Origin of the sequence: Methanosphaera sp. (assembly GCF_016282985.1) — an archaeon.
In the GTDB taxonomy this organism is placed as follows: Archaea; Methanobacteriota; Methanobacteria; order Methanobacteriales; family Methanobacteriaceae; genus Methanosphaera.
Map to the genome: position 1 here is coordinate 1 of NZ_JAEELZ010000085.1, position 25,073 is coordinate 25,073.

Here is a 25,073-nt window from a genome sequence, read left to right on the forward strand (position 1 = left end):
ATACTTACACATAATATTTAAACTATGGATAAACAAACCTACATATTAAATTAACAGATAAAATTAAGCAATCTATAAAAAAAATCAAACATCTGCTTAAACAAACATACTGCATGTGTGTTTGCTTAAATAGAGATTTAAAATTTACAAATCATTATTAATATATATAATTAATTATATATAGAATTTTAGTTTCGAAAAAAATGAGAGATGAAATTATGATAACAGGAAAAACTAAAGTAGTGGGAGTAATAGGTCATCCAATAGAGCATAGTATGTCTCCACCAATGCATAACAATGCTTTTAAAGAATTAAATATGGATTATGTGTACGTAGCATTCCATGTTCTTCCGGAAAATATTGAAAAATTAATAGAATCATGTAAAACATTGGATATTAAAGGATTGAATGTAACAATTCCACATAAAACATCAGTGATACCTTTTCTTGATGAGATAGATCCAACAGCTAAGAAGATAGGTGCAGTAAATACAATTCAATTCAAAAACGGTATAGCAAAAGGTTTCAATACGGATGGAATCGGAGCAATAAAGTCTATTCAGGAATATACAACTCTTGAAGGAAAAAATGTTTTAATTATTGGAGCAGGTGGTGCATCTAAAGCTATATCATTCACATTAATCAATAAAAATATCAACTCTCTGATAATAGCGAACCGTTCAAAAGAAAATGCATGTAATCTAATTGAAAATATAAAAATGCAGTGTGATTTTGAAGAAATATCCTATATTGACATAAAAGATTCATCTGACTTAATTGATGATGTGGATATAATTATTAACACAACTCCCATTGGAATGTACCCAAAACATGAAGTGGAACCACCAATAAAAACAGATAAAATTAATGAAAAACATATTGTGATGGACGTAATATATAACCCTCTTGAAACGGTATTATTAAAAGAAGCCAGGTTAAATGGTGCCACCACAATTAACGGTACTTCCATGCTGATTAATCAGGGATTGGAATCTTTTGAAATATTCACGGGTTGTAAAGCTTCATATAAATCATTTGAAGAAGCTTTGATGGAGCAGTTAAAATAATTAAAACTATTTTTTTTTAAAAAAAGAAATTGTTGGACTAATTGTTATACATTAGTTCATTTATAGTTTCTTTAAGGGTTTCAAGAGTTTCTTTATTGTCATAGTTTTTATGATAATTTTCACTGATATTCTTTTTGTATACTTCAATGTTTTTCATGAAATTATTGAGTATCGTTTGATTAATCTGATCATGATGTTCTCCATAACCTAAACGCTCAAGAAACATAGCATTAAGTATTTGTTCATACTGTTTATTGACGGGAATACTAAGAACAGGTTTTCCCAGTTGCAATGCTTCAGTAATTAATGAGAAACCACCGTTTGTAATAACACATTTGGCATCTTTAAAATCATTAAATAACTGTTCTTCCTGGAATGATCTAAACAATACATTTTCATCTCTTTCATCCTTATGAAAACCATATACAATAAATTCTTGTTCAGGATTATTTTTTAGCAGTTCAATTAACTGCTTATTTGAATCGCTTGTCTGATATACCAGTACATGTTTTCCATTTCTCGGTTTTAGTGCAAAAATTTCATCTCTGATAATTGGATAAACATATTTTGTTGTATCCTCATTTTTTAAAGGAGGATAAAAGTATGAATAAATCAATGTTCTATCAGCCTTTTGTATAAATGCATGGACAACTGCTTCTGCAAATATTTTATCTTTTGTATATCTGTTAGGAGAATCATATTTTGCTTCTGTAATTACATGCATATTGTCTATTGATAGCAGAGGTATTCTAAGAATATGTGATAAAAGATTTGCATAGAATTCAAAATCCGAAATTATTAAATCAGGTTTAAATTTCCGGGCCAATTTGTACATTTTATTAATATTGTTCTTCAAGTCACTTGGAACGTCCTTCATGTTATAAACAAAAGTTTTTTTATTTCTAACTCTGTTGTCTTCGTATACTGTATTGAATCCGCCAATCTCATAAACGTTTTCAAATTTGTTACTGAGGTATTGGTATGCTCTGTCGCTTGCAAAGACAATTAAGTCAAATCCTTCATTAATCAGGTATTCTATGACAACCGCACTGCGTATGGCATGACCTAAACCTTCACCACATAGAGAATAAAAAATCCTGTTTTTCTTTATGTTTACTCCATGTTCAAAGCTATAATCCAGTTCTTCAAGTGTTACTTTCTTCCCGACAAGTTGTTTTGCAGTACTTTTAGCATATTTTATTGAAATGTCCTTAAGTCCTTCCTCTTCAAGCCTTCTGGTTGATATTAATAATCGTGGATTATCAAGAACTTTAAACCGGCTTATTTTACCAATCCTTTCAATATAATCAGTGTCCTCACCAAAATCAATTGTTTCATCAAATCCTCCAACTTTTTCATGTAATGATTTATATGTTAAAATTCCATAACAGCCTGCACCGTGTGGTTTAATATGTGATATCTGTTTTGTAAGGTAATTGGCAAGTTCATGTGAAATTTGGTTTATAAATCCTTTTTCCAGAGGAACAATTTGTGTTATTGCTATTCCAAGGTTATGTAATTCAAATTCTTCTATTGCTGATGAAATATAGTTATTTGTAAGCACACTGTCAGCATCCAGGAATAGTAACAGTTCACCTTCGGCAACTGTTGCACCATTATTTCTTCCGGTTGCAGGTAAACCTCCCGGAACAACTTTACAACCAAAACTTTCTGCAATTTCAACAGTTTTATCTGCAGAATGCGCATCAGCTATAATAACTTCCATATCATCAAATCCTTGTCTCTGAATACTCGTTAACAAGTTAGGAAGAAATTCTTCTTCGTTATATGTAGGTATTATAATACTTATTTTCATTAAACCACACCTTTGAAGTATTTGTTTTTGTATTTTGTCTAAATAATTATTTATTAATATATTTATTATGTTATATGTATGATTTTTTTTAAATGTTTATTTTTTGTTTTTGCTAATATTATAGAAAAATTTTTCTTGAATCATTTGGATTTTCAAAATTGTAATGTCAATACAAAAATAATTAATATATATCTGTTCTAATATAGTAACATAATAATTAAAAAAAGGGATTTTTTATGATAACTTTTAGTAGAGAAGAAATTAGAGACATAACTATTGCAGTAATTGCATTGACAGTATTATATTCCTTATCGGTTACAAGACCATTTGGGTGGTCCGTAGATAGTTTATTGTTATTTTTGCCAATCTCATTTATAGCAGTTGGTTTGGGATTTATATTACACGAACTAGGACATAAGGTTGTAGCACAAAGATTCGGATTTTTCTCAGAATTCAGAAAATGGAACTATGGACTGATTTTAGGTTTATTAACAGTTCCCCTTGGTTTTATGATATTTGCTCCAGGAGCAGTATACTTCGGATCATATGGGCGAATGGTAACTGATGAGGAGAATGGAAAAATATCCATAGCAGGTCCAATCGTAAATATTGTTCTGGCATTAATCGCATTATTCCTAACACTGTCACTAAGATCCTATTTAACAATGGAAAATGCTGGAATGATGTATATTGTATTGCTGACATTGGTTTTAACTTTCAATGTTAACAGTTTCCTAGCTCTATTTAACTTATTGCCAATTCCACCTTTGGACGGTTCTAAAGTTATCCAATGGAATTTACCAATATATATTATTACAATAGCAGTAGCAGGAATATTAACTTATATGTCTTATACAATAACGTTAATATAATTTCTTCTTCAATTTTTTTTAAAAATAGTTAAAGGAATGATTTTGTCTCATTCTCATTGTTGGATTGTCTAAATATGAATAAAAGTTCCATGACATAAAAGTCAGGTCTGATTTATCCTTGAATTTTGCAAATACTTGTTTTATTAAAGTTTTATCCGGTGTTGTACAATTTAGTGTGTATGTTGTTATATTGTCCTTAACTTCAATGTTAGTCACATTAAATTCACTCATATCAACAGGTTCTGTCTGATTAACAACAGTTAATGTATGGCAGGCAGTATCACTACCACCTACTTCTATAAACATACCTAATAAAAGTATAAAACCCATAATCACGATAGGATTTATGAAATATTTTATGCCTATTTTTTCATTTGAGAAATAAACCAGCAATAAAAATCCAAAACCTATAAGGAATGGTTGTGAAAATATTCCACCGTCTATTAATCCGATTAATGCAACACATAATGCTATGATTGCAACAAATCTGTGCAAATCTCTCATGTCTGATATTCCAATAACTCCTAAAACATAAATTAATGGCCAAAGTATTATTATTACCAATGCATATGGCATCACATATTGGAGAATGGATGAACCTGTATTTACGTGTGAAGGTACAATGTTGTTTGCAAATATTCCAAGTACTGATTTGAATGCATGTGAATGCATTGGACTTGTAGTGCTGGTACTTGGATTCATTGAGGTAAGTATTGTATAAAATGATACTCCAAAGGAATGTCTGATGTATGCTTCTATGAACAAGCCTATGAAAGCACTTATAATTAATATTATTATTGCAAGTTTAAGATACTTTAAATTACTATTTTTATCTTTGTATAATTTTTCTCGTATCATCTTATTTTTTCTAATGTACGATGTTATAATAATGGTTACGCCCAGCATCCATAGGAAAAGCACGGTTTTTCCTTCAGAAGAACCTTCGAGAAGTGGCCAGAGTAGTTGAGTAACGAATGAGTCAATGTAATTTGTAAACAAAATTAAAAATCCAAGTAAAACTAGTATTATTCCACAAACATAATATTTGTCAATTGAAGGTTTAAATTCATCTAACTTAATTTTAAAGCCTCCTATGGTGTTTATTTATAAAAATAGAAAAGAAGAGGAATTTAATTATTGTGATAAATCAAGCATTCTCTGAATACCCACACGTGCTTTTTTGGCAATTTCCTCATCAACAATTACTTCATATTTTTCTTCTTTAAGAGCATCTCGTATTTTTTCAAGAGTAATAAGTTTCATAGTTAAACAGAATGCATCACGTCTCAATGGATAGAATTCTTTATCAGGATTTTCTCTTTTAAGTCTTGTTGCCAAATCTATTTCAGTACCTACAACTAACTCTTTGATTTCAGGATCTTTTGCAAGTCTAACCATTCCACCTGTACTTTCAACATAATCTGCAAGTTGTCTTACATCATCATTACATTCCGGGTGAACAACAATCTTTGCATTAGGATAATCGATTCTTGCTTGTTTGATGTCTTCCGGTTTAAACATTGTATGAACATAACAATGACCATCTTCAGGTACAATAATTGCTTTTTTACCGGATGCCTTTGCAGAGTAAATTCCAAGATTTTTATCAGGTGCAAATATGAAATCGTCACCTTTCAGCGATGAAACAATTTTTCCGGCATTAGCTGAAGTACAAACTATTGTAGCTTCACTTTTGGTTTCTGCTCTACTGTTGACATATAATACAACTTCACTATCAGGATGTTCCTTTTTAGCAGCTTTCAGTTCTTCTAATGAAATCATATCTGCCATTTGACAGTTTGCCCTATTGTCTGGTAGTAACACTTTCTTGTCAGGACTAATAATGGCAGCAGTTTCAGCCATGAAATTAACACCACAGAAAATTATCATATCTGCTTCGTCAACTTTGCTTGCTTTAATACATAATTCTAAAGAATCACCCACAAAGTCAGCAACTTCCTGTATTTCCTTTGGCTGGTAATTATGTGCTAATATAATAGCGTTTTTCTCTTTTTTAAGTTCTTCAATTTCAGTTATAATTTCATTAGTCATACTTATCCTCTTCTATTATTTTAGACTCTTGAAATAACTATAATTTTTTTAACATAAATAATTTATTAGATTATAGCATCATTTAATATATTTTGACATTCGCAATTCAAATTTTCTTTAGTTTTCTTGATACTTTTTCGTAAAATTTGAATTAATTGTTCTTCACAATCTTTCATTGCATCAACAACTTCCTTGATTGTTAATTTATGTGGGGAGATGGAAGCTGCATAATTTGAAACAGCACAGATACTACCGTAACACATTTGTTTTTCTCTTGCAAGTACTGCTTCCGGAACTCCAGTCATACCAACTACCTTTCCACCAATTAATTTATAGAACTGTATTTCAGCACCTGTTTCAAATCTTGGACCTTCGGTTGCAATGTATATACCATAGGGATGAACATCACCTGAGCTAATCAGTATGTTTCTGAGATTTTTACAGTAAGGCTCTGTACAATCTATGTGTACTACCTCTTCATCATAGAATGTTGAAGCACGATTATGTGTGAAGTCTATAAAATTATCTGGAATTAATAGACTTCCCGGCTGAATATTGGTATCTAAAGATCCCACTGAGTTTGTTGCAAATATTTGGTTTACACCAATTATATTTAATGCTTCAATATTTGCCCTGTAGTTAATCTTATGTGGTGGCACACTATGGCCGGCACTGTGTCTTGGAATATAAGCAACTTCTTTGTTTTCAATTTCCAGAATGCTTATTGTTGGTGCATCACCGTATTTTGTTGTAATGTTTTCTTCACGTATAATCGGATAATTATCTTTTAAAGAATCAGTACCTGTTCCGCCAATGATTCCTATCATTTAATACTACCCCTTAATTACACCTAATGGTTTCATTTGTGCAACAAGTTTACTTATTCCTGCATCATCTGCAGTTTTTACAACAGCATCTACATCTTTATATGCTTTAGGAGCTTCTTCTGCAATAACTGGTTGTGAGTTTGCTTTAAGCAATATTCCCTTATCGTTTAATTGTTTCTGTATTTCTTCTGGTGAAAATTCACGTTTTGCACCTGAACGACTGAGTACACGACCAGCACCGTGTGCGGTTGAACCAAATGTTTCTTTCATGGCAGTTTCTGTACCTGCCAATACGTATGAACACGTTCCCATTGTACCTGGTATAAGTACTGGTTGACCGGCATCACGATATTCTTGAGGAATTTCTTTATTTCCTGGGCCGAATGAACGTGTTGCACCTTTTCTATGCACATAAACTGTCTTTTTAATTTTACCAACTTGATGTCTTTCTTTTTTAACAATGTTGTGGGCAACATCGTATAAAACATGCATGCCTAAACTATCTGCATCTTGTTGGAATATGTTTTCAAAAGTTTCCCTGGTCCAATGTTGAATCATTTGTCTGTTAGTCCAAGCATAGTTTGCACCAGCAGCCATAGCTTTTAAGTATTTCTGTGCTTCATCAGAATCTATAGGGGCACAAGCTAATTGTCTGTCAGGTAGGTTCATTTTCAAACGTTTTGCAGTTTTATCCATTTCACGAAGGTTATCTGCACAAATTTGATATCCACAGCCTCTTGAACCGGTATGTATTAATATGACAACCTGGTCTTTTTCCAAACCATAAGTTTTTGCTATACTTTCATCGTATATGTCGCCTACTGACTGTATTTCTAGGAAGTGGTTTCCACTACCAAGAGAACCTAGTTGGGGAATTCCTCTTCTTTTTGCTTTGGTACTGACGTAATCCGGATCTGCACCGGCCATACATCCATTTTCTTCCAGGAATTTAAGATCTTCTTCCCAACCGTAGCCATTTTCTATAGCCCAGGTTGCACCATTTAATAATACGTCATCAATTTCTGTTTCTTTTAAATGTTTTATACCATTACTTCCAAGACCTGAAGGTATTTTTTTAAATAGTTCATCCACCAGTTCCTGCATGTGAGGTTTAACATCTTCTTCTGTGAGGTTTGTTTTAATCATTCGTACTCCACAGTTAATGTCAAAACCCACTCCGCCAGGACTTATAACACCATTGTTTTCTGCAAATGCTCCTACTCCACCTATACTGAATCCGTATCCGAAGTGTATGTCAGGCAATCCTATGGATCTTTTTTGTATACCTTCTAAACATGCAACATTTGCCACTTGGTTAATAGCACTATCTTCAATAGTTTTTGCTGATTCATCATCTAAGTATATACGAGCTGGTACTCTCATATCTTTTCTAGCAGATGATGGAATTTCATAAACTCCATCTCTTATTTTCTCTAAATCCGCTTTACCTACCATTTTATTCACTCAGTTTATTAATAATTAAAAGAATTTATTTTTAATTTTCTTTTCTAAAATTTTATCTATTATTAATCTTTGTTTTTTTCAATACTTTTAATTTTGTATTATAAATCTACGATAAATTTGATTTTTATTTTGTTATCTTCTTTTTGTATATTCATCTCATGATATGTGATTGCTTTAACTTCTGTTTTGTAATTGTATACTGTTGTGTCGTAGATGTCACCGGAAATATTTCCTTGAAGAATAAATAAATTGTTTTCCTGTTTTATGTTTATATCATATTGTGAAGCTATGAAATTTTCACTATCCAGTAAAATAAGTAACTCTGTTATCCAGTCATATAGTAATCCGTATTCATCTTCAGATTCTATATAAATATCTTTTGTAATTTTTGTTTGGATTTTTTCAATGTCAGTAATCAGGTTCATTGTTCCAAGTGCAGAGTTTATGAATGCATCTGAAATATCATTGGATTTTGTTTCTATTCCGATGTCTGCAGTAGTGTCAAAATATTTAAAATTAGGATTGTTTTTATTCATATGTTTATTTATGTTAAATCTTTATTTGTTTTTTTAGAATATTTTATTTTTTTAAGTTGAAATTTTTGTTTCTCGTATTTTCCTTTATTTTTAATTTAAAAATTTAAAAAAATTTATTTTATTTATTTACAGTATTTAAAGGATTTGTTTTATAAAATTTTGATGTTTTAATTGTTTTTTTAACTATAATAAATATTTAACTTATTTTAACTATTTTTATTTAATAAATTTATTTTATTTTATTTAATTGACTTTTAATTTTTTTATTTTATTTTAATGGTTGTTGTTATATCTTAATTTTTAATATTGTTTGTTTTAATTGGTTTTTGTTTATTTTTTGATTTTCATTACTTATCAGTAACCCCCTTACTTTTTCTGCTTTTTTATTAAAATCTCATTAATTTTTATTACATTTTGGAGTATTTTTCATCTTCCCTTGCTTATTACTTATCAAGACCCCTTAATTTTTTTAATACTTTTTTTATTATCTTTTATTACTTTTTTTCATTTCAGAGAATACTTTTCATTATGATTATCATTACTTATCATTACCTCCCAACATTTCTTTTCATGCTCACCCTATAGTACTTCTCAATACCCCTTTTTACTTATCAGGACCCTTAAGATGTCCTTTATATTAACAGAAGTAGATAGAAAAAGTATGGAAACATGATTAAATCCGTTGATAAATCCATCTCCACGGATTAATTTTTTTAAGTATAGGTGATAAAAATGTTAGAAAATATGGGACAAAACAAAATAAGAACTCTAGAACCAAAAAGAAATTTCATAGTTAATGATATCAAGATTAAAGATTATGATCTTGCATCAGTAGCTACAATTATAACAGTATCTTCATTATTCCTATTGTCAATGAAATTAGTGGTATTGACAGTATAATGAAAATTATTAAAAAAACTTCCTGAAGTGATGAAAAATGTCAATATTCAAACTCCTTAAAAATGAAAACAAAAATAAAAATCAAAAAAAGAAAACAGGTCAAAAAGATAATAAATTATTCGACTCAATTCTTTTAAATGAGTACTATATAATTTATTAATTCTTTTTTAGTTAATTATTCGAACTCTACTTTTTTTACCAGGTAAATTATCTCTAATTTCTTTACCATCAAATCTTAATGAAACATAACGAGAATTACCTTTTTGACCAGTACCCGTATAAGTTGTATCAATCAATCTAAGAAACTCTAATTTATTTATTAATCTATTATATGTAGCATAACTTATCTTATTTTCACGGTTATATGCTTTGTATAATTCACCGGAAGTAATATTTTTCTCATTTATTCTGGTAATGAATTTTAACAGATCCTGTTCTTTTTCAGATAAGTTATCAAGAATGTATCTAAGACTTATTCCACCAGCAGATGCAATTGCCTTATCAACATGTTCTTCTGTAATTACACGTGAAGCATCTACTTCAGCATTATTACCGCTAGTACGAAGTAAGTCAATACCCAATCTAAGATCACCGTTTTCAAAAGTATAATCAGTAATCTTTTCTATTAAAGAATCACTAATAACATTTGGGAAGAAACCAAGTCTTGCTCTTTCTTGAAGAATTTTAAAAGTTTCTTCATAGTTATACGGATTGAAATTTACTTCATTTGCATTAAATATGGATCCAACGTTCTGGTCTAACACATATCTAAAATCAATATCTGATAAAACAGCAAATATTCCAGTACGTACACCTTCAAAAGATTCATGTGCACGAAGTATATCATAGAATATTTCACTAATCATATTTCCCTGGAAGAGGTGATTGATATCATCCAAAGCAATAATCAATGCCTTCTCGGAATCATATAATTCATTCATAATATTATTATATACACGTGCAAATGGAACACCAGTTTCAGGAGGGGCATGTCCAAATATTTTTTTATGTATCTGGGAGAAGATATCAAATTTTGTAGAATGTAATTGACAATTTACATACACACATATTATTTCATCTTCACAATCAGCTTTAGCCATTTCAAATAATTTTTTTATTGCCGTTGTTTTACCGGTTGCCGGTGGACCAAGTATGAGGTTGTTGATAGGTTTACCTTTTTTCAGTGCAGGTCTTAAGGATAATGCCATTTCTGCCATTTGTGGTTGTCTTAACTTGAAGTTTTCTGGTAAATAATCTGAATTGAACACGGTCATATCCTGGAATATGGTTTCATCATACATTAGAAAATCGTTTAAATTATCCATTATTTTTTATCCTCCATTACCATTATATTATACTACCAATTGCAAATGATACAAATGCAATTAACATAGCTATTTTCATAAGTTTCGATACTTTATGTAAGTTTTCTTTAGATTGATCTTTAAGTGCTAAAATTGCTGAATATATGAATATTATATCAGCTACTAGAACAATGAGCAGGTAGACTATTGAAAATACATTATAAATATATAATATAGGGCTGAGTAAACAAGTCAATATATTTAATATAACGGCAATTATCACCGCATTTTTTGCACCATATTTTATAGGAAGAGTGTTTGCATTTTCTTTTTTGTCTCCTTCAATATCTTCCGTGTCCTTAATTATTTCACGTGAAAGCGTCATTAAGAAAGCAAAGAATCCTAAAAATATTCCAAGATAGACATCTCCAGTAATTAATGCACCATAAACAAAGGTTAAACCGGTAAGTAAGGCAACACAAATATTTCCTATGAGACATCTCTGTTTAAAATCATATGCATATAATATCATGAGAATGGAACAGAGTATTACCGTAACGCCATTTTCAAATGATATGAAAAATCCTATAATTGTTGCTATAACAAATAATATCAGACTATAATACAAAGCATTTTTTAATGTTATTCTACCTGATGGAATTGGTCTTTCTGGTTTATTGATTTTATCAATTTCACTATCACAGTAATCATTGATCGTGTTACCTGCACCAGTAGCTATAAATACGCTGATGGCACCTAATATGATTCCAATAGAATAAGTTTTTCCAATAATTGCCATTAATACAACGGCTATTAAAGCCATTATGGCATTACCAGGTCTGAGAATTTCAACATATGGGTTCATTGTATAAATCACTTAAATATTATATTACTATTATATATGTGTAACTTATTTTAAATTTTTATTTTATTTTGAAATATTTTGAATTTTCTTAAACAACAATCATTTACTTTCTAATCCAAACATAAGTTTATATATATTGTTAAACATAGTATTAAATAACTAATTTTTAACATACTTAAAACTGTGAGCGAATGAGTATCACTCATTAAGGAGTTTTAAATTAGAATATTTTTTATTATATAAAATTATATTTTAGTAGAATGGTCATTTAATCAGACAACGAAGTGTTAAATGATTGTATGTGGATTTTTTAATATATTATAATTTCTTATACACATTTTAGCATGGGGATGGATGGTTAAAAAACCAGATGATAATTGGAGGACAATTAAATGGCAAATTCAGTATATGTAAAATTTGAAGTACCAAAAGAAATAGCTGATAAAGTTTACGAAGCTTTAGAAGTAGCAAGAGACACAGGTAAAATTGGAAAAGGAACTAACGAAGTTACTAAAAACATTGAAAGAAACAATGTTGCATTAGCAGTAATTGCTGAAGATATTGAACCAGCAGAAATTGTTGCACACTTACCTATCTTAGCAGAAGAAAAAGAAATTCCTTACGCATACCTTCCAACCAAAGAAGAATTAGGAGAAGCTGCAGGACTTAAAGTTGGCACTGCATCCGCATGTATTATTGATGCTGGTGAAGGTCAAGAATTAGTTAACGAAATCGTTGAAAAAATTGCAGAACTCAAAAACTAATCTGATTGGAGTAATATACTAATAAATAATCAATCTTACTTAGAAGTTGGAACTCTTAGCATTTATTTAAATTTTACAAAATTAAAAGATAAGTTAATATAATAAATTGAATATTCATTAACGGGTATTTATTTATGGAAGAAGTATTCTTTCTATTAATTTTTTTAAATAATTTCTAGTGTCACTTCGGTAAATTATTTTTTATTTAACCAATCAAAATTATAAGGTGATTATATGGAAGACGGTACTCCAGCTGAAGTTATTGAAGTTTTAAAAAGAACAGGAATGACTGGAGAAGTAATGCAAGTAAAATGCAGAATACTTGATGGAAGAGATAAAGGAAGAATACTCACTAGAAACGTTATGGGAGCTATCAAAGAAGGCGACATTTTAATGTTACTAGATACAATAAGAGAAGCTAAAGAAATCAGAACTCCATAAGTATGTGAGTCTTTGATTATCAATTTTTTTATTGTGATGATATTCTTTATTATTAGAGAATTTTTAGGAGTTTAAAAATGAGAACATGTTCATTCTGTGGAGAAGAAATTCCAGAAGGTACAGGTAAAATGTATGTCCGTAGAGATGGATCAATTTCTTTCTTCTGTAGTAGTAAATGTGAAAAAAATAATAAACTTGGTAGAATTCCAAGAAAAGTTAAGTGGGTTAAACAATGAGACAAAGAACTTTCGCCATGTTAAAACCTGATGCAGTAAAAAGAAGATTAACAGGTAAAATTTTATCAAGATTTGAAGAACGTGGTATTAAAATAATAGCAGCTAAAACTCTTATGATTTCAGAAGAGCTTGCAAAAACTCATTATGGTGAACATAGTGAAAAACCATTTTTCAATGATTTAGTTTCATACATTACCTCAGGACCAGTATTTGCTATGGTCTTAGAAAGTGATGATGTAATAGCTCAAGTAAGAAAAATGGTTGGAGCAACAAATCCTAAAGAAGCAGATGTTGGCACAATCCGTGGAGACTATGCAATAGACCTCGGTAGAAATGTTATTCATGCTTCAGATTCTGAAGAATCATCAGTAAGAGAAATAGGTTTATTCTTCGATGAATCAGAATTCTGTGATTATGAATTACCTGATGAAGATATTATATATGAATAAGAGCTATTAGAGAATATAATTCTTTTATTTGCTCTTTTTGCTATTATTGTAATTAGCTAGATATTAGTAATATTGAAGTTTAGTATTTTAATCAATAACTTCAGAAACCCAAACAATATTTATTTTAATTTGCGCAAATATAAAAAAATAAAATTTTTTTATTGATTAATTGGGATAATTTCAATATTTCAAATAAGTATGTGTTCTAAACTCAAGATAACGTATATGACTATTGTAAAGTTTTTTCAGAGAACATTCAAGTGATTTTGCAGTATTTCAGAAATTAATATGGTAATAGAACAATGTATTTAACCTACTGTTAAATAATACAATAATTTATTCAAGTCCTACACTTGTTGTGGGAGTATAAGTTTTTTTATGGGGATAGAGAAATGGAAACTAGATCACCTATAGTGTCAGTTTTAGGTCATGTAGACCATGGTAAAACTACTCTTCTTGATCATATTAGGGGAAGTACTATTGCATCCAAGGAAGCTGGTGGAATTACTCAGCATATTGGTGCAACTGAAATACCTATGGATGTTATATCATCAATCTGTGGTGATTTTCTAGAAAAAATGAAAATAGAAGATATGTTGCCGGGATTATTCTTTATTGACACACCCGGTCACGAAGCTTTTACAACACTACGTAAGCGTGGTGGATCTTTAGCTGATTTGGCTATTTTGATATTGGATGTTAATGAAGGTTTTAAACCTCAAACATATGAAGCTTTAAATATTTTAAAGTCATCAAAAACACCTTTTGTTGTAGCGGCAAACAAGATAGATAGAATTGCTGGTTGGAATTCTACGGATAATGCTTCATTTAGTGAAGTAATTCAAAATCAACACTCTAAAGTTGCATTTGATTTAGACCAGAAATTATATGAAATTGTTGGAACTCTACACGAAGAAGGTTTTGAATCAGAGCGTTTCGATAGAATAAGTAACTTTGCAAGTCAAATTACTATTGTTCCTATCAGTGCTCAAACTGGTGAAGGACTTCCTGAATTGTTGACAATGCTATTAGGTTTAGCATACCAGTACCTTAAAAAACAACTTGAAATTGAAGAGGATGCACCTGCATCAGGAACAGTTTTAGAAGTTAAAGAGGAAAAAGGTCTTGGTTTAACAATTGATACAATATTGTATGATGGTGTTTTGAATAAAAATGACCATATTATGATGTTAACCAAGGATAATAAGGTTATTTCTACAAAAATTAGAAGTTTACTTAAACCTAAGGCATTGGAAGAAATCAGGGAATCAAAAACAATGTTTGAAGATGTTGACCAAATTGTTGCAGCAGCCGGTGTTAAAATAGTAGCACCTAAAGTGGATGATGTTGTAAGTGGTTCACCTCTTAAAGTAGCTAATGACAATAATTTAAGAATTGAAGAAGATTTATTGTCAGAAGTAGATAACATACGTATTCAGACAAATGATATAGGTATAATTGTTAAGGCAGACACATTGGGTTCTTTGGAAGCATTAGTTAACATTCTTGATCAGAAGGATGTTCCAATCAAATCTGCAGAAATAGGAGATATTTCACGTAGGGATATTATCAATGCATCAATCATGTATGAAGAAGATCCTAAGTATGGAGTTATCGTTGCATTTAATGTCAACATACTTCCATCAGCAGAAGAAGAACTTAATGGCCAGGATATCCAGGTATTCCAGGATTCTGTAATTTATCAGTTAACTGAAGATTACATGGAATGGGTTACAACTGCAAAGGAACGTCAGAAAAAGGAAAGATTACAGTCCATTGTACGTCCATCAAGTATACGTATAATACCAAAATTAGTATTCCGTAACAGTAAGCCTGCAATAGCTGGTGTTGAAATAATGTCCGGTATTATTGAAAAAGGCGCTACATTAATAAATGATAAGGGAATGTATGTTGGTCGTGTAGAAAGTATGGAGGATAATGGTGAAAGCCTTCCTAAAGCTGCGAGAGGTTCCAAGGTAGCAATGGCAATAGCTGATGCTACATTTGAGAAAGACTTTGAAGAAGGCGATGTCCTGTATGTTGACATGGATGAACGAAATTACATGGCTGTACTTAACGAATTAGGGGATAAAATGTTGGATGATGAGCTTCTAACTCTTGATGAGCTAAAAGAAATCAAACAACAGAGTGAAGATCCAAATTGGGGAGTTGTAAACACTGATTGGAGTGAACTTGACACTTTGGATGAAGATGAATATGAAGACTTTTACTAATATATTACAATTAGTGATGTAGGATTAAGTAACTACAATAAACAATACTTAAAAATAATAAACGGAGGCCTATAATGGCATATAAAGTAGTAGTATCAGATGCAGATGAAACTTATCAATTAGAATTAGATGACAAAGATGCAAAAATCGTAAACGGTCTTAAAATTGGAGACGAATTCAACGGTGGAGTTTTAGGACTTAAAGGTTACAAACTCACAATCACTGGTGGTAGTGACAAAAACGGTTTCCCAATGAAACCTGATGTTGACGGTACCAGAAGATTCAAAAGTTTAGTAAGTGAAGGTGTAGGATTCAAACCTACCAAAAAAGGATTAAGAAGAAGAAAAACTGTACGTGGAAACACTATTGCAGACGATATCTCACAAATCAACGTAAAAGTTTCAGAAAGAGGAGAACAAACACTAGCTGAAATCTTTGCAGAACCTGAAGAAGAAGTACAAGAAGAATAGGTACTAAATTATCTACTACTTTTTGATAATTTATTATCTATGGAGGTGTAACTAATGAAAGTACAATCCGAAGTAAACATTGGATTAGTAGGTCACGTAGACCATGGTAAAACTACTCTTACAAAAGCTTTATCAGGAATATGGACTGACACACACAGTGAAGAAGCAAAAAGAGGAATTTCAATAAGGTTAGGTTATGCTGACATTACATTCAGAACTTGTAATGAATGTGATTCACCTCAATGTTACACTACTGAAGAAACTTGTGAACACTGCGGTTCTAAAACGGAAGTACTTAGAAAAGTATCATTTGTAGATTCACCTGGGCACGAAACCCTTATGGCAACAATGCTTTCCGGTGCAGCTATAATGGACGGGGCAATATTGGTTATAGGAGCTAATGAACCATGTCCACAACCACAGACAAAAGAACACCTTATGGCATTGGATGTTATCGGTGTAAAAAATGTTATCGTGGTACAAAACAAGATTGATACGGTTACTAAGGAAAAAGCAATAGAAAACTATCATGAGATTAAAGAGTTTGTACAGGGAACCTGTGCAGAAGGTGTACCGATTATACCTATATCTGCTCAGCAAGGTGCAAATATTGATATTCTTATTGAAACAATTCAAAGACATATCAAAACACCTAGAAGATCCTTACGTAAAAATCCTAAATTATTCGTTGCAAGATCTTTTGATATAAACAAACCGGGTACACATCCTAAGAAGATTAATGGTGGAATCATTGGTGGTTCTCTCATTCAAGGAAAACTCAAAGTCGGTGATGATATAGAAATTAAACCTGGAATTCAGATTAAACAGAAAGGTAAATCTGAATGGAGAAGCTTGACCAGTACTATTACAGGACTGGAAGCAGCTGATAACTTCGTTGATGAAGTTGCTCCTGGAGGTTTGATTGGTGTTGCATTATTATTGGATCCGGCACTTACCAAGGCAGATTCATTGTCCGGTTCTATTGCAGGAAAACCTGGAACTTTACCACCAACCATTCAAGAATTTACTATGCAAACACATTTACTTGATAGGGTTGTTGGTACTAAAAACGAAACTGATGTTGAACCGATACATTCTTCTGAAAACTTAATGATAAATATTGGTACTTCAACTACTGTTGGTCTTGTAACAAGTGCAAGAGACAATGAGGTAGATGTACAACTTAAGTTACCTGTATGTGCAGAAGAAGGTCAACGTGTAGCTTTAAGCCGTAGAGTAGGAGCTAGATGGAGGCTTATTGGTTATGGTATCATCAAAGCATAAGGCAGTGGTTGATACAAATTTTTGATGATGATGATTCAATTAGGCGTTGATGTGGTGGAAGAATTAAAATTATTGCTGCCATCATATTATGATTTAATTGTACCATCAATTGTAATCGATGAACTAGTATCTTTGAAGAAGAAAGTTAAAGGAAAAGATAAAATTGCTTGTAGTATTGCACTACAAATAGCACAAAGTGATGATTTTATCATAGCACATGTTGATAAAACAGATCACGTCGATAACCTGTTACTAAATCTTTGTACGGATATGGATGTCTTATGTACAAATGATAAAATTCTTCGAAAAAGAGCTAAAAAAAGAGGAATTACTGTTGTATACCTAAGACAACACAGATTCTTAGAAGTAGACGGTTATGTAAATACTATATAAGTATTTAGATAAACTCTTAAAAACAGTAAGAGATATTGGAGGAAAAACTATGAATCTTTGGACAGACATAGAATCAGGAAGCAATGTACCTGAAGAAATCACAGTAGTTGTAGAAATTCCAACAGGATCAAGAAACAAATATGAATATGACAAAGAAAAAGAAGCATTAGCTCTTGACAGAGTGTTATTTTCACCATTCCACTACCCGGCAGAATATGGTTTCATGCCAAAATCATTATGGGAAGATGGAGATCCTTTTGATGTAATGGTAATAATGGATCAACCAACATTTCCTGGATGTATCATTGAAGCAAGACCAATCGGTATTATGAGAATGATTGACCAGGGAGACAGTGACGATAAGTTATTAGCAGTACCAGTAGAAGACCCAAGATTTGCTGATATAACTGATATTTCTCAATTACCAGAACATTACTTGAAAGAAATTGAACATTTCTTCAGTCAATACAAAGCATTAGAAAATAAAACAGTTGAAGTTAAAGGATGGGAAGACAACCAGGCTGCAAAAGAAGCTGTTTTACATGCTATTGAATTATATAAAGAAAAATATGAATAAACATATGTGAGGTATCAAAGTGTACGAAATAGCAACTATAGAAGATACAGTAAGAGTACCACCTAATATGTTTGATAGACCATTAGAAGAAGTGGCAGCTGAAATACTTAACAGAAAATATGTAGGAAAACTAGATAAAAAGTTAGGTATCCTTATCACAGTTACAGAAGTACTTGAACATTCAGAAGGTACAGTGGTAATAGGTGATGGCTCAGCATTTTATCACGTAACATTTAATGCATTATTCTTCACACCAACACTACATGAAGTGGTTGACGGTGAAGTAATCGAGATAATTGAATTCGGATCATTTGTAAGAATAGGTCCATTGGATGGTTTAGTACACGTATCACAGGTAACCAACGACTACATCACCTATGATGAAAGACGTGGAGCACTTGTGGCAAACGAAACAAACAAATCACTTGAACAAACAGATTATGTAAGAGCAAGAATAGTAGCATTAAGTATGAAAGGAAATTCTACAAAAGAATGTAAAATTGGTTTAACAATGAGACAACCTGGATTAGGTCGTTTCGAATGGATTGAAGAAGAAAAACAGAAATCCAAAAAATAAGTATGAACAAGTTTAAGGAGAATTAATCATGGCTGAAAGAGCATGTCCAAGATGTAACTATGTGTCATTTGATAAGACATGTCCATTATGTGGAACAGAAACATCAGCTGATTGGACAGGATTAATAGTAGTGATTGACCCTGATGAATCAGAGTTAGCCCAGGAGCTAAACATTACTTCACCGGGAAGATACGCATTAAAAGTAAGAAAAAAATAAGGAGAACCAATTGTGCTAAGACTACCAAAATCTTTAAGAAAGGAACTTAGGAAACCCTTCGGTGAATTGCACAAATCTGTTAACTTAATTGAAAAATCACTACAAAAACAATTAGAAGAAGATAAACTGATTATATCTATAGGTGACGTTACATCAATGAAGCTGTTTGAAAATGGTATACAACCACAAATATGCATAGTTGATAACCTAACAAAAAGAGAACCTATAGAACATAACTTAGATCATACAAATAACATAAAATATGTAGATAATCCAGCAGGAGTATTAACTGAGGAATTTATTGAAGTATGCATTGAATCAATCAAGGAAGCTTCAAAAAATAATCCATTAATAATACAAGTAAATGGAGAAGAAGACCTGGCAGTGATACCTTGTGTAATAAACTCACCAAACGATACTTTCATTTTATATGGACAACCAAATGAAGGTGTTGTATTGGTAAAAGTTAATGAAGCTTATGAACGAGCTTTAAATTATTATAAACAATTAATTAAGGAATAACGATAATATGGAAATAAAAATCTTATCAAAAAAAGAAAACCCATTATTAAACAGGACTGAAATTGAATTTGAATGTGACTACCCTAGTGAAGGAACACCTAACCTTTTAGATGTAAAACACAAAATTGTAGCACTCGAAGACTCATCCAACGATCTCCTCGTGGTGGACAACATGAAGCCTAGCTATGGAGCTACAAAAGCAGTTGGATTAGCAAAAGTGTACGATTCCGTAGAAAAATTACAAGAAATTGAACCAAAAGCAGTAATTGCTAAAAACGAAGAACCAGAAGAAGAACCTGCAGAAGAAGAAGCAGCTGAAGAAGCAGCTGAAGATGCAGAATAAGTATAATTATAAGGGGTTAGAAACAGATGTCAAAAAAATATGAATTATACGATGTAGTAGACGGTAAAATCGTAAGAAAAAACCCAGAATGTGTAAGATGTTCACACGGTATATTCATGGCAGACCACGGTGACAGATACGCATGTGGTCGTTGTGGATACACACAATGGAAAAATGAATAAATAATATGATTATTTATTTTAATTTATCCCCTCCACTTAACTATTTTTAAATTATTTTTTTTTCTGTTAAATTATTAAATGTTAATATTTTTATTTTAATCGAACTAAACCTGATTATTAACTTAATAACATAAATTTAATACAGTTTTTGTATACTTTTTCACATATCTTATTGAACAAATTTCAAATAGTAAAGTTCGTAAGTTATCAAATTTTTTTATAATTAATCACATTTTTTTGTATATGTTTAGGAATTCTTATAATATAATCGGATATTTTCCATAAAAATAAATAAAGTATTCTCAATGTTTAAAGTATTACGTTTGGTCAAAAAGTTTCTTAATTTAAAAAAGTAATAATTGTCATGATTGATAATGAAAAATACTGCTATTTATTTCTTAAAATTGAATAAAGATAAATATTTAAACTTATTTGTCTAATATAATAATCGTGAGTAAATAAAAAAATAAAAAATTTACTTATATAATAGGAGGAACCTCTTTTGAAATTTCATATTAAAACAGGTTTAACATTTCTTCTTATTACAATAATATTACTCGTCGGTTTAACAGCCATAAGTGCAGCCGATGTTGATAATACACAAACACAAGAAATAGTTAAACATACAGAAGTTTCAACCACATCTTATGATTCCGTATCAAAAGACGTGGCTGATGAAACTGTAAAAAGCGATAATTTGAATGAAAAAGAGAAAACTATTGAGAAGGTTAATAATAAGACAAAGACAAACACAAATACTATTACAAAGTCACCGGCAATACAATCTTCCAATGCGGCTGTTAAAAGAACACCAACTGTTAATAATCCAAATTACATATATGTAAGTCCAAGTGGATGGGGACCAAATAAGGATGGAATAGCTCAAGAACAAGATCCTTACACATTTACTTTCTATGATACTCCTTATGGTACTATTAGTGGAAGTCAATTAGGTACCCTGAGATATCCAACAAATATGAACTTTGCTCAAAAACTTGTAACAAACACTAGAAATGTTATTTATGTAATAACAGATAATGATGCCGATGAAGCTATCATAATCTCTGAACGAAATGCATTATGGGCTAGTGATCAATATACAAGTTTTGCACCATATGGTCCATATAATTCAAATGGTCAAATTTCCAATGGGGCAAAATCATATAGTATCATTGGAGAAGAAGGAAAACATATAATATGGTCTGGACAGAACGGTCACGGTGGAACCAACATGTTAAGTATTGAACCGGAATTCAGTATCACAGTTAAAAATATTGAATTCAAGGATGGTAATGCAAGTGGACAATATCATCCGGATGGGAATACAGCTACTCTTGGTGGTGCAATTGATAACCGTGGAAATTTAACAGTAATTAACTGTACATTCACTAACTGTGACTCATTAAATTATGGTGGAGCAATAGCAACATACCCTGGTGGTGCACCTACTCCAAGTGACCCATGGAATGGAAATGCAATTACAACTCCTCCTGGAAAGGTAATTATCCAGAATTGTACATTCAATAATATTACTGTTACAAATACTGGAGATGCTGATGCATTATATGGTGGAGCAATCTGGTCTAATGGTTCAGAGGTTATCATAACTGACAGTGTATTTAACAATATTGAAGGGGATTATGGTGCTGTAATTTCTAACATAAAAGGTACTATGACTGTAGACAATATTACAATTGACACAGCTAAAGCAAACACTGAAGGTGGAGCAATAATCAACCAGGAAGGCGGTAAAATTGCAATTACAAATAGTGATTTTACAAACTTGGAAGCAGTTAAATTTGGAGGAGCTGTTGCTAACCTGAAAGGTAATGTTGAACTGGATAATGTTACAATTAGTAATGTAATAATTGCAGAAGATCAAGGTAATCAATACTATGGTGGAACAATATATACTGAAGGTAAAACAACAGTTAAAAACTCACGATTGACAGATATGACTGCTAACACAGGTGCTGTATTCAACATTAATGAAGGTACATTAATTGTAGAAGATACAGAAATAACTAATGGTTATGCACATGTATTTGGAGGATTAGTTGTAGAAAGTGGTGGTTCTGTAACTATGGATAATGTTACAGTTATCAACATGACATCATCTGATGAATCAGATGATTACAGTGCAGGTAATGGTGCATTGTTCTTCATGGAAGAAGGAAGTGCTACCGTAAAAAACAGTATTTTTATTAACAACACTGGTAGGGGTAGTACTATAGGTTTCTTTGCATTCACAGAGGATACAGTATTTGAAAACAATAAATTTTATAACAATACTATTACCGGTGAAACAAACTATGATATTGAAGTAATGTTTGGTGATGTAACTTTTAAAAACAATTACTTTGAGAACAACACCAATAATTACAGGGATATGTTGGCAAGTGATGAATACACTAATCCTACCATGATAGGAAACACTTATATTGACAACACGTTGGATCACGAAATTTCTTTCACATTAAATGGTGAAAAGAAAACATTTACTGAAGAAAGTGAAATTCCATTAATTGGTACTAATACTCCTGTACCTATCATAAACGTAACATTAAATGATACGGATGGTCCTACAAATACTACTGAAGTTGTATTTGACTTAAGAGCTGTTTATGCAGACTTGGTTAAGGAAGGTGGAGTTAAAAACGGTACCATCAAAATATACGTTGGTGATGAACTTATTTGTGGTGAAGAGGATAATGTTGTTAATTCAAAAGCTACATTAATTATTCCTGTAGATAAGTTTACAACTTATAATACTACGGCAACTCTTAAATATACCTCAGATAAGCACTTCCTTAACAAGACTTATCTATTTACAGTGTACAAAATCACAAACACAACCACGGAAGTTAACTGTGACGATGTTCCCGTTTTTGATCCGGTAGATATAAGCGGTACTGTGAAAGATTATGAAAATGTTGGCGCTAATGGTTCATTGATAATAAGATTTGATGATCCGGAAAACGAAACATACATCGAATTCCCGGATGGTGTCGTTGATGGTGTATATGATGTTTTTGTAACACCTAATTTGCCTGTAGGTGAACACACAGTTTATGTACAATATGCTGGTTTAACTGACAGATTCAACGCATCAGTAAATTCAATTAAATTCAATGTTCTTAAAAGAAATGTAACATTGACTTTAGATGATATTGATGATGTAACAGTTAGGGATAAACCAACTATAACTGGTATAGTTCTTGATGAAGCCGAAGGTACTCCAATTACTGAAGGTAAAGTAAGATTAACTATTACTGGTGAAAATGGTACTTCATTTATTGAAGAGGTTGATGTTAATTCTGACGGTACTTTCGAGTATCCGGATTATATTGCAGATAGGTCTGGTCATTATGATGTTGTAGCAAAATATCTTGGTACAGAAAATTATAATGAATCCGAAGAAGTAACTAAAGGCTTCAATGCAGATAAGATTCCAACAACTACTTCCTTAGATGACCTTGAAGTAATCACTGTCGGAGATTCTATTGTCGTGACAGGTACATTAACTGAAACAGATAGTGGAGCAGCTATTCCTGGTGCAAAACTAAACATTACAGTACCTGGCTTGGATGAACCTATTGAAGTAACTACTGGTGAAGATGGTAAGTTTACCACAAATGGAGTTGCAGAAATTAAAATAGAAAATACAACTATGAACAAGATTACTGCAACTTATGCAGGTAACGATACTTATGTTGAATCTAGTGATGTTAATGATTTAACTGTTCAAGAAGCTCCAACAAACATTACAATAGATACTGGAGATGAAATTACTGCACATGTTCCAACAACAGCTATATTCACATTATATGATGTGAATGGTAATATAGCCCCTAACGGAATAAAAGATGCAGAAGTAACTGTTACTATCGTTGATGAGTATGGTAATAACTTAAACACTACTACCGTAATTACAGGTCCTGATGGAAGTATAACTGTAGGATACACACCTGTAACAGATGGTGAAATCATTTACACTGCCGTATACAACGGAAAAACATACGTATTTAAAGATTGTCAAAACGAAACAAAACGTGACGATGTACAATCTATTGATACTGTGATAAGTGTTGGTGCTGATGATACTGTTATTAATGGTACTAGTAAGATTACTGTTTACCTTACTGATGCTAATAATAAGCCGGTTAATAACGGTACAATTCATTTAGAATTTAGTGATGGTACTCCTGCTGTGGATATAGTAATTCCTAATGGTAATACTAACACTACATTTACTAGTGAGTTTATTAACACTACTGTTGGTAAGAATGTTACTGTGACTGCTACTTTTGTTCCTGATGAACATAGTGGTTATAATTCTGCTAAAGGTGAAGATGACTTCGAAGTTGAAAAACTTCCAACTACTATTGAAATTGATTCAGGTAATCCTGTAGCTCATAATGAAACTATTGCAACAATCACTCTCAAGAATAGTACTGCTAACGTTCCTAACGAACCAATTAACATAACTATTGTTGATAAAGAAGGTAATGTTTTATTCAATGACACAGTAAACACTACTGATGAAGGTATTGTTAAAGTTCCTTATACGCCTGTAACTGGAAGTCCAATTAACATCACTGCTGTATTTGACGGTAACCCAGTAGAAAACGTGTATATTGGTAGTAACAATAGTATTGAAATTACTCCTGCTATGATGGAA

General features: G+C 31.5%; 26 protein-coding genes. 18 read left to right on the plus strand and 8 right to left on the minus strand.

What is annotated here, in order from left to right; translation table 11 throughout:
- Positions 1–218 precede the first annotated feature (218 nt).
- Positions 219–1,067, plus strand: coding sequence for a shikimate dehydrogenase (aroE, locus tag QZZ11_RS04830; protein WP_292474072.1), 849 nt, complete (start codon positions 219–221; stop codon positions 1,065–1,067).
- A 37-nt stretch (positions 1,068–1,104) separates the two neighbouring features.
- Here aroE and QZZ11_RS04835 read toward each other — a convergent pair whose 3' ends face one another.
- On the minus strand, positions 1,105–2,883 hold the full coding sequence (locus tag QZZ11_RS04835; protein ID WP_292474073.1) for an MJ1255/VC2487 family glycosyltransferase: 1,779 nt from the start codon (positions 2,881–2,883) through the stop codon (positions 1,105–1,107).
- 236 nt (positions 2,884–3,119) lie between these two features.
- Between QZZ11_RS04835 and QZZ11_RS04840 the strand changes: the two genes are divergently transcribed.
- Entirely contained in the window at positions 3,120–3,755 is a 636-nt protein-coding gene (locus tag QZZ11_RS04840) for a site-2 protease family protein (RefSeq protein ID WP_292474075.1), read from the plus strand.
- Between the two features lie 18 nt (positions 3,756–3,773).
- Here the strand turns inward: QZZ11_RS04840 and QZZ11_RS04845 are convergent, their stop codons facing one another.
- The 5 genes from QZZ11_RS04845 to QZZ11_RS04865 all read right to left on the minus strand — a co-directional run bounded on the left by QZZ11_RS04845 (position 3,774) and on the right by QZZ11_RS04865 (position 8,634).
- Positions 3,774–4,754, minus strand: a complete 981-nt coding sequence (locus tag QZZ11_RS04845; protein ID WP_292474077.1) for a hypothetical protein — start codon at positions 4,752–4,754, stop codon at positions 3,774–3,776.
- Positions 4,755–4,889: 135 nt separating this feature from the next.
- The gene (nadA, locus tag QZZ11_RS04850) at positions 4,890–5,807 is read right to left on the minus strand and encodes a quinolinate synthase NadA (RefSeq protein ID WP_292474078.1); all 918 of its coding nucleotides are present in this window, start codon (positions 5,805–5,807) and stop codon (positions 4,890–4,892) included.
- A 65-nt stretch (positions 5,808–5,872) separates the two neighbouring features.
- Positions 5,873–6,634, minus strand: a complete 762-nt coding sequence (locus QZZ11_RS04855; RefSeq protein WP_292474080.1) for an S-methyl-5'-thioinosine phosphorylase — start codon at positions 6,632–6,634, stop codon at positions 5,873–5,875.
- Positions 6,635–6,640: 6 nt separating this feature from the next.
- Positions 6,641–8,089, minus strand: a complete 1,449-nt coding sequence (locus tag QZZ11_RS04860) for an RtcB family protein (RefSeq protein ID WP_292474082.1) — start codon at positions 8,087–8,089, stop codon at positions 6,641–6,643.
- Positions 8,090–8,196: 107 nt separating this feature from the next.
- The gene (locus QZZ11_RS04865) at positions 8,197–8,634 is read right to left on the minus strand and encodes an archease (RefSeq protein ID WP_292474083.1); all 438 of its coding nucleotides are present in this window, start codon (positions 8,632–8,634) and stop codon (positions 8,197–8,199) included.
- 732 nt (positions 8,635–9,366) lie between these two features.
- On the opposite strand from QZZ11_RS04865, the gene QZZ11_RS04870 reads away from it, so the two are divergent.
- On the plus strand, positions 9,367–9,534 hold the full coding sequence (locus QZZ11_RS04870) for a hypothetical protein (protein ID WP_292474085.1): 168 nt from the start codon (positions 9,367–9,369) through the stop codon (positions 9,532–9,534).
- Positions 9,535–9,701: 167 nt separating this feature from the next.
- Here QZZ11_RS04870 and QZZ11_RS04875 read toward each other — a convergent pair whose 3' ends face one another.
- Complete coding sequence (locus tag QZZ11_RS04875) at positions 9,702–10,859, minus strand: ORC1-type DNA replication protein (protein WP_292474086.1); 1,158 nt, start codon at positions 10,857–10,859, stop codon at positions 9,702–9,704.
- 22 nt (positions 10,860–10,881) lie between these two features.
- A complete protein-coding gene (locus tag QZZ11_RS04880; RefSeq protein ID WP_292474088.1) occupies positions 10,882–11,703 on the minus strand; it encodes a UbiA family prenyltransferase in 822 nt (273 codons plus the stop codon).
- 392 nt (positions 11,704–12,095) lie between these two features.
- On the opposite strand from QZZ11_RS04880, the gene rpl7ae reads away from it, so the two are divergent.
- From rpl7ae to QZZ11_RS04955, 15 genes are all read left to right on the plus strand, one after another.
- Positions 12,096–12,467, plus strand: a complete 372-nt coding sequence (gene rpl7ae, locus QZZ11_RS04885) for a 50S ribosomal protein L7Ae (RefSeq protein ID WP_292474089.1) — start codon at positions 12,096–12,098, stop codon at positions 12,465–12,467.
- Between the two features lie 234 nt (positions 12,468–12,701).
- Positions 12,702–12,908, plus strand: coding sequence for a 30S ribosomal protein S28e (locus QZZ11_RS04890; protein WP_112124000.1), 207 nt, complete (start codon positions 12,702–12,704; stop codon positions 12,906–12,908).
- A gap of 77 nt (positions 12,909–12,985) precedes the next feature.
- Entirely contained in the window at positions 12,986–13,144 is a 159-nt protein-coding gene (locus QZZ11_RS04895) for a 50S ribosomal protein L24e (RefSeq protein WP_011406229.1), read from the plus strand.
- Positions 13,141–13,593, plus strand: coding sequence for a nucleoside-diphosphate kinase (ndk, locus tag QZZ11_RS04900; RefSeq protein WP_292474096.1), 453 nt, complete (start codon positions 13,141–13,143; stop codon positions 13,591–13,593). Before QZZ11_RS04895 ends, ndk begins: the two co-directional genes overlap by 4 nt.
- A gap of 392 nt (positions 13,594–13,985) precedes the next feature.
- Positions 13,986–15,827, plus strand: coding sequence for a translation initiation factor IF-2 (infB, locus tag QZZ11_RS04905; RefSeq protein WP_292474097.1), 1,842 nt, complete (start codon positions 13,986–13,988; stop codon positions 15,825–15,827).
- 74 nt (positions 15,828–15,901) lie between these two features.
- Positions 15,902–16,297, plus strand: a complete 396-nt coding sequence (locus tag QZZ11_RS04910) for a 30S ribosomal protein S6e (RefSeq protein WP_292474099.1) — start codon at positions 15,902–15,904, stop codon at positions 16,295–16,297.
- A 54-nt stretch (positions 16,298–16,351) separates the two neighbouring features.
- Positions 16,352–17,581 carry a translation initiation factor IF-2 subunit gamma gene (locus QZZ11_RS04915; protein ID WP_292474100.1) on the plus strand — a complete coding sequence of 410 codons (1,230 nt, stop codon included), beginning with the start codon at positions 16,352–16,354 and terminating at the stop codon, positions 17,579–17,581.
- A gap of 24 nt (positions 17,582–17,605) precedes the next feature.
- Complete coding sequence (locus QZZ11_RS04920; RefSeq protein WP_292474102.1) at positions 17,606–17,974, plus strand: PIN domain-containing protein; 369 nt, start codon at positions 17,606–17,608, stop codon at positions 17,972–17,974.
- 49 nt (positions 17,975–18,023) lie between these two features.
- Positions 18,024–18,551 (plus strand): inorganic diphosphatase, encoded by a 528-nt coding sequence (locus QZZ11_RS04925; RefSeq protein WP_292474104.1) that lies wholly within the window; start codon positions 18,024–18,026, stop codon positions 18,549–18,551.
- Between the two features lie 28 nt (positions 18,552–18,579).
- Complete coding sequence (locus QZZ11_RS04930) at positions 18,580–19,128, plus strand: DNA-directed RNA polymerase (protein WP_292474114.1); 549 nt, start codon at positions 18,580–18,582, stop codon at positions 19,126–19,128.
- Between the two features lie 28 nt (positions 19,129–19,156).
- Complete coding sequence (spt4, locus tag QZZ11_RS04935) at positions 19,157–19,345, plus strand: transcription elongation factor subunit Spt4 (RefSeq protein ID WP_292474105.1); 189 nt, start codon at positions 19,157–19,159, stop codon at positions 19,343–19,345.
- A gap of 12 nt (positions 19,346–19,357) precedes the next feature.
- Positions 19,358–19,867 (plus strand): DUF359 domain-containing protein, encoded by a 510-nt coding sequence (locus QZZ11_RS04940; protein WP_292474107.1) that lies wholly within the window; start codon positions 19,358–19,360, stop codon positions 19,865–19,867.
- A 7-nt stretch (positions 19,868–19,874) separates the two neighbouring features.
- Positions 19,875–20,210, plus strand: coding sequence for a 30S ribosomal protein S24e (locus tag QZZ11_RS04945; RefSeq protein ID WP_292474109.1), 336 nt, complete (start codon positions 19,875–19,877; stop codon positions 20,208–20,210).
- Between the two features lie 26 nt (positions 20,211–20,236).
- Positions 20,237–20,392, plus strand: a complete 156-nt coding sequence (locus QZZ11_RS04950; RefSeq protein WP_292474110.1) for a 30S ribosomal protein S27ae — start codon at positions 20,237–20,239, stop codon at positions 20,390–20,392.
- A 502-nt stretch (positions 20,393–20,894) separates the two neighbouring features.
- Positions 20,895–25,073: hypothetical protein (locus QZZ11_RS04955; RefSeq protein WP_292474112.1), on the plus strand; the 4,179-nt coding region annotated here is incomplete at its 3' end.

Bases quoted from the DNA above. Each gene is read 5' to 3' on its own strand.
- aroE (WP_292474072.1), top strand. From the start codon at position 219: ATGATAACAGGAAAAACTAAAGTAGTGGGAGTAATAGGTCATCCAATA.
- QZZ11_RS04835 (WP_292474073.1), bottom strand. From the start codon at position 2,883: ATGAAAATAAGTATTATAATACCTACATATAACGAAGAAGAATTTCTT.
- QZZ11_RS04840 (WP_292474075.1), top strand. From the start codon at position 3,120: ATGATAACTTTTAGTAGAGAAGAAATTAGAGACATAACTATTGCAGTA.
- nadA (WP_292474078.1), bottom strand. From the start codon at position 5,807: ATGACTAATGAAATTATAACTGAAATTGAAGAACTTAAAAAAGAGAAA.
- QZZ11_RS04855 (WP_292474080.1), bottom strand. From the start codon at position 6,634: ATGATAGGAATCATTGGCGGAACAGGTACTGATTCTTTAAAAGATAAT.
- QZZ11_RS04860 (WP_292474082.1), bottom strand. From the start codon at position 8,089: ATGGTAGGTAAAGCGGATTTAGAGAAAATAAGAGATGGAGTTTATGAA.
- QZZ11_RS04865 (WP_292474083.1), bottom strand. From the start codon at position 8,634: ATGAATAAAAACAATCCTAATTTTAAATATTTTGACACTACTGCAGAC.
- QZZ11_RS04870 (WP_292474085.1), top strand. From the start codon at position 9,367: ATGTTAGAAAATATGGGACAAAACAAAATAAGAACTCTAGAACCAAAA.
- QZZ11_RS04875 (WP_292474086.1), bottom strand. From the start codon at position 10,859: ATGGATAATTTAAACGATTTTCTAATGTATGATGAAACCATATTCCAG.
- QZZ11_RS04880 (WP_292474088.1), bottom strand. From the start codon at position 11,703: ATGAACCCATATGTTGAAATTCTCAGACCTGGTAATGCCATAATGGCT.
- rpl7ae (WP_292474089.1), top strand. From the start codon at position 12,096: ATGGCAAATTCAGTATATGTAAAATTTGAAGTACCAAAAGAAATAGCT.
- QZZ11_RS04890 (WP_112124000.1), top strand. From the start codon at position 12,702: ATGGAAGACGGTACTCCAGCTGAAGTTATTGAAGTTTTAAAAAGAACA.
- QZZ11_RS04895 (WP_011406229.1), top strand. From the start codon at position 12,986: ATGAGAACATGTTCATTCTGTGGAGAAGAAATTCCAGAAGGTACAGGT.
- ndk (WP_292474096.1), top strand. From the start codon at position 13,141: ATGAGACAAAGAACTTTCGCCATGTTAAAACCTGATGCAGTAAAAAGA.
- infB (WP_292474097.1), top strand. From the start codon at position 13,986: ATGGAAACTAGATCACCTATAGTGTCAGTTTTAGGTCATGTAGACCAT.
- QZZ11_RS04910 (WP_292474099.1), top strand. From the start codon at position 15,902: ATGGCATATAAAGTAGTAGTATCAGATGCAGATGAAACTTATCAATTA.
- QZZ11_RS04915 (WP_292474100.1), top strand. From the start codon at position 16,352: ATGAAAGTACAATCCGAAGTAAACATTGGATTAGTAGGTCACGTAGAC.
- QZZ11_RS04920 (WP_292474102.1), top strand. From the start codon at position 17,606: ATGATGATGATTCAATTAGGCGTTGATGTGGTGGAAGAATTAAAATTA.
- QZZ11_RS04925 (WP_292474104.1), top strand. From the start codon at position 18,024: ATGAATCTTTGGACAGACATAGAATCAGGAAGCAATGTACCTGAAGAA.
- spt4 (WP_292474105.1), top strand. From the start codon at position 19,157: ATGGCTGAAAGAGCATGTCCAAGATGTAACTATGTGTCATTTGATAAG.
- QZZ11_RS04945 (WP_292474109.1), top strand. From the start codon at position 19,875: ATGGAAATAAAAATCTTATCAAAAAAAGAAAACCCATTATTAAACAGG.
- QZZ11_RS04950 (WP_292474110.1), top strand. From the start codon at position 20,237: ATGTCAAAAAAATATGAATTATACGATGTAGTAGACGGTAAAATCGTA.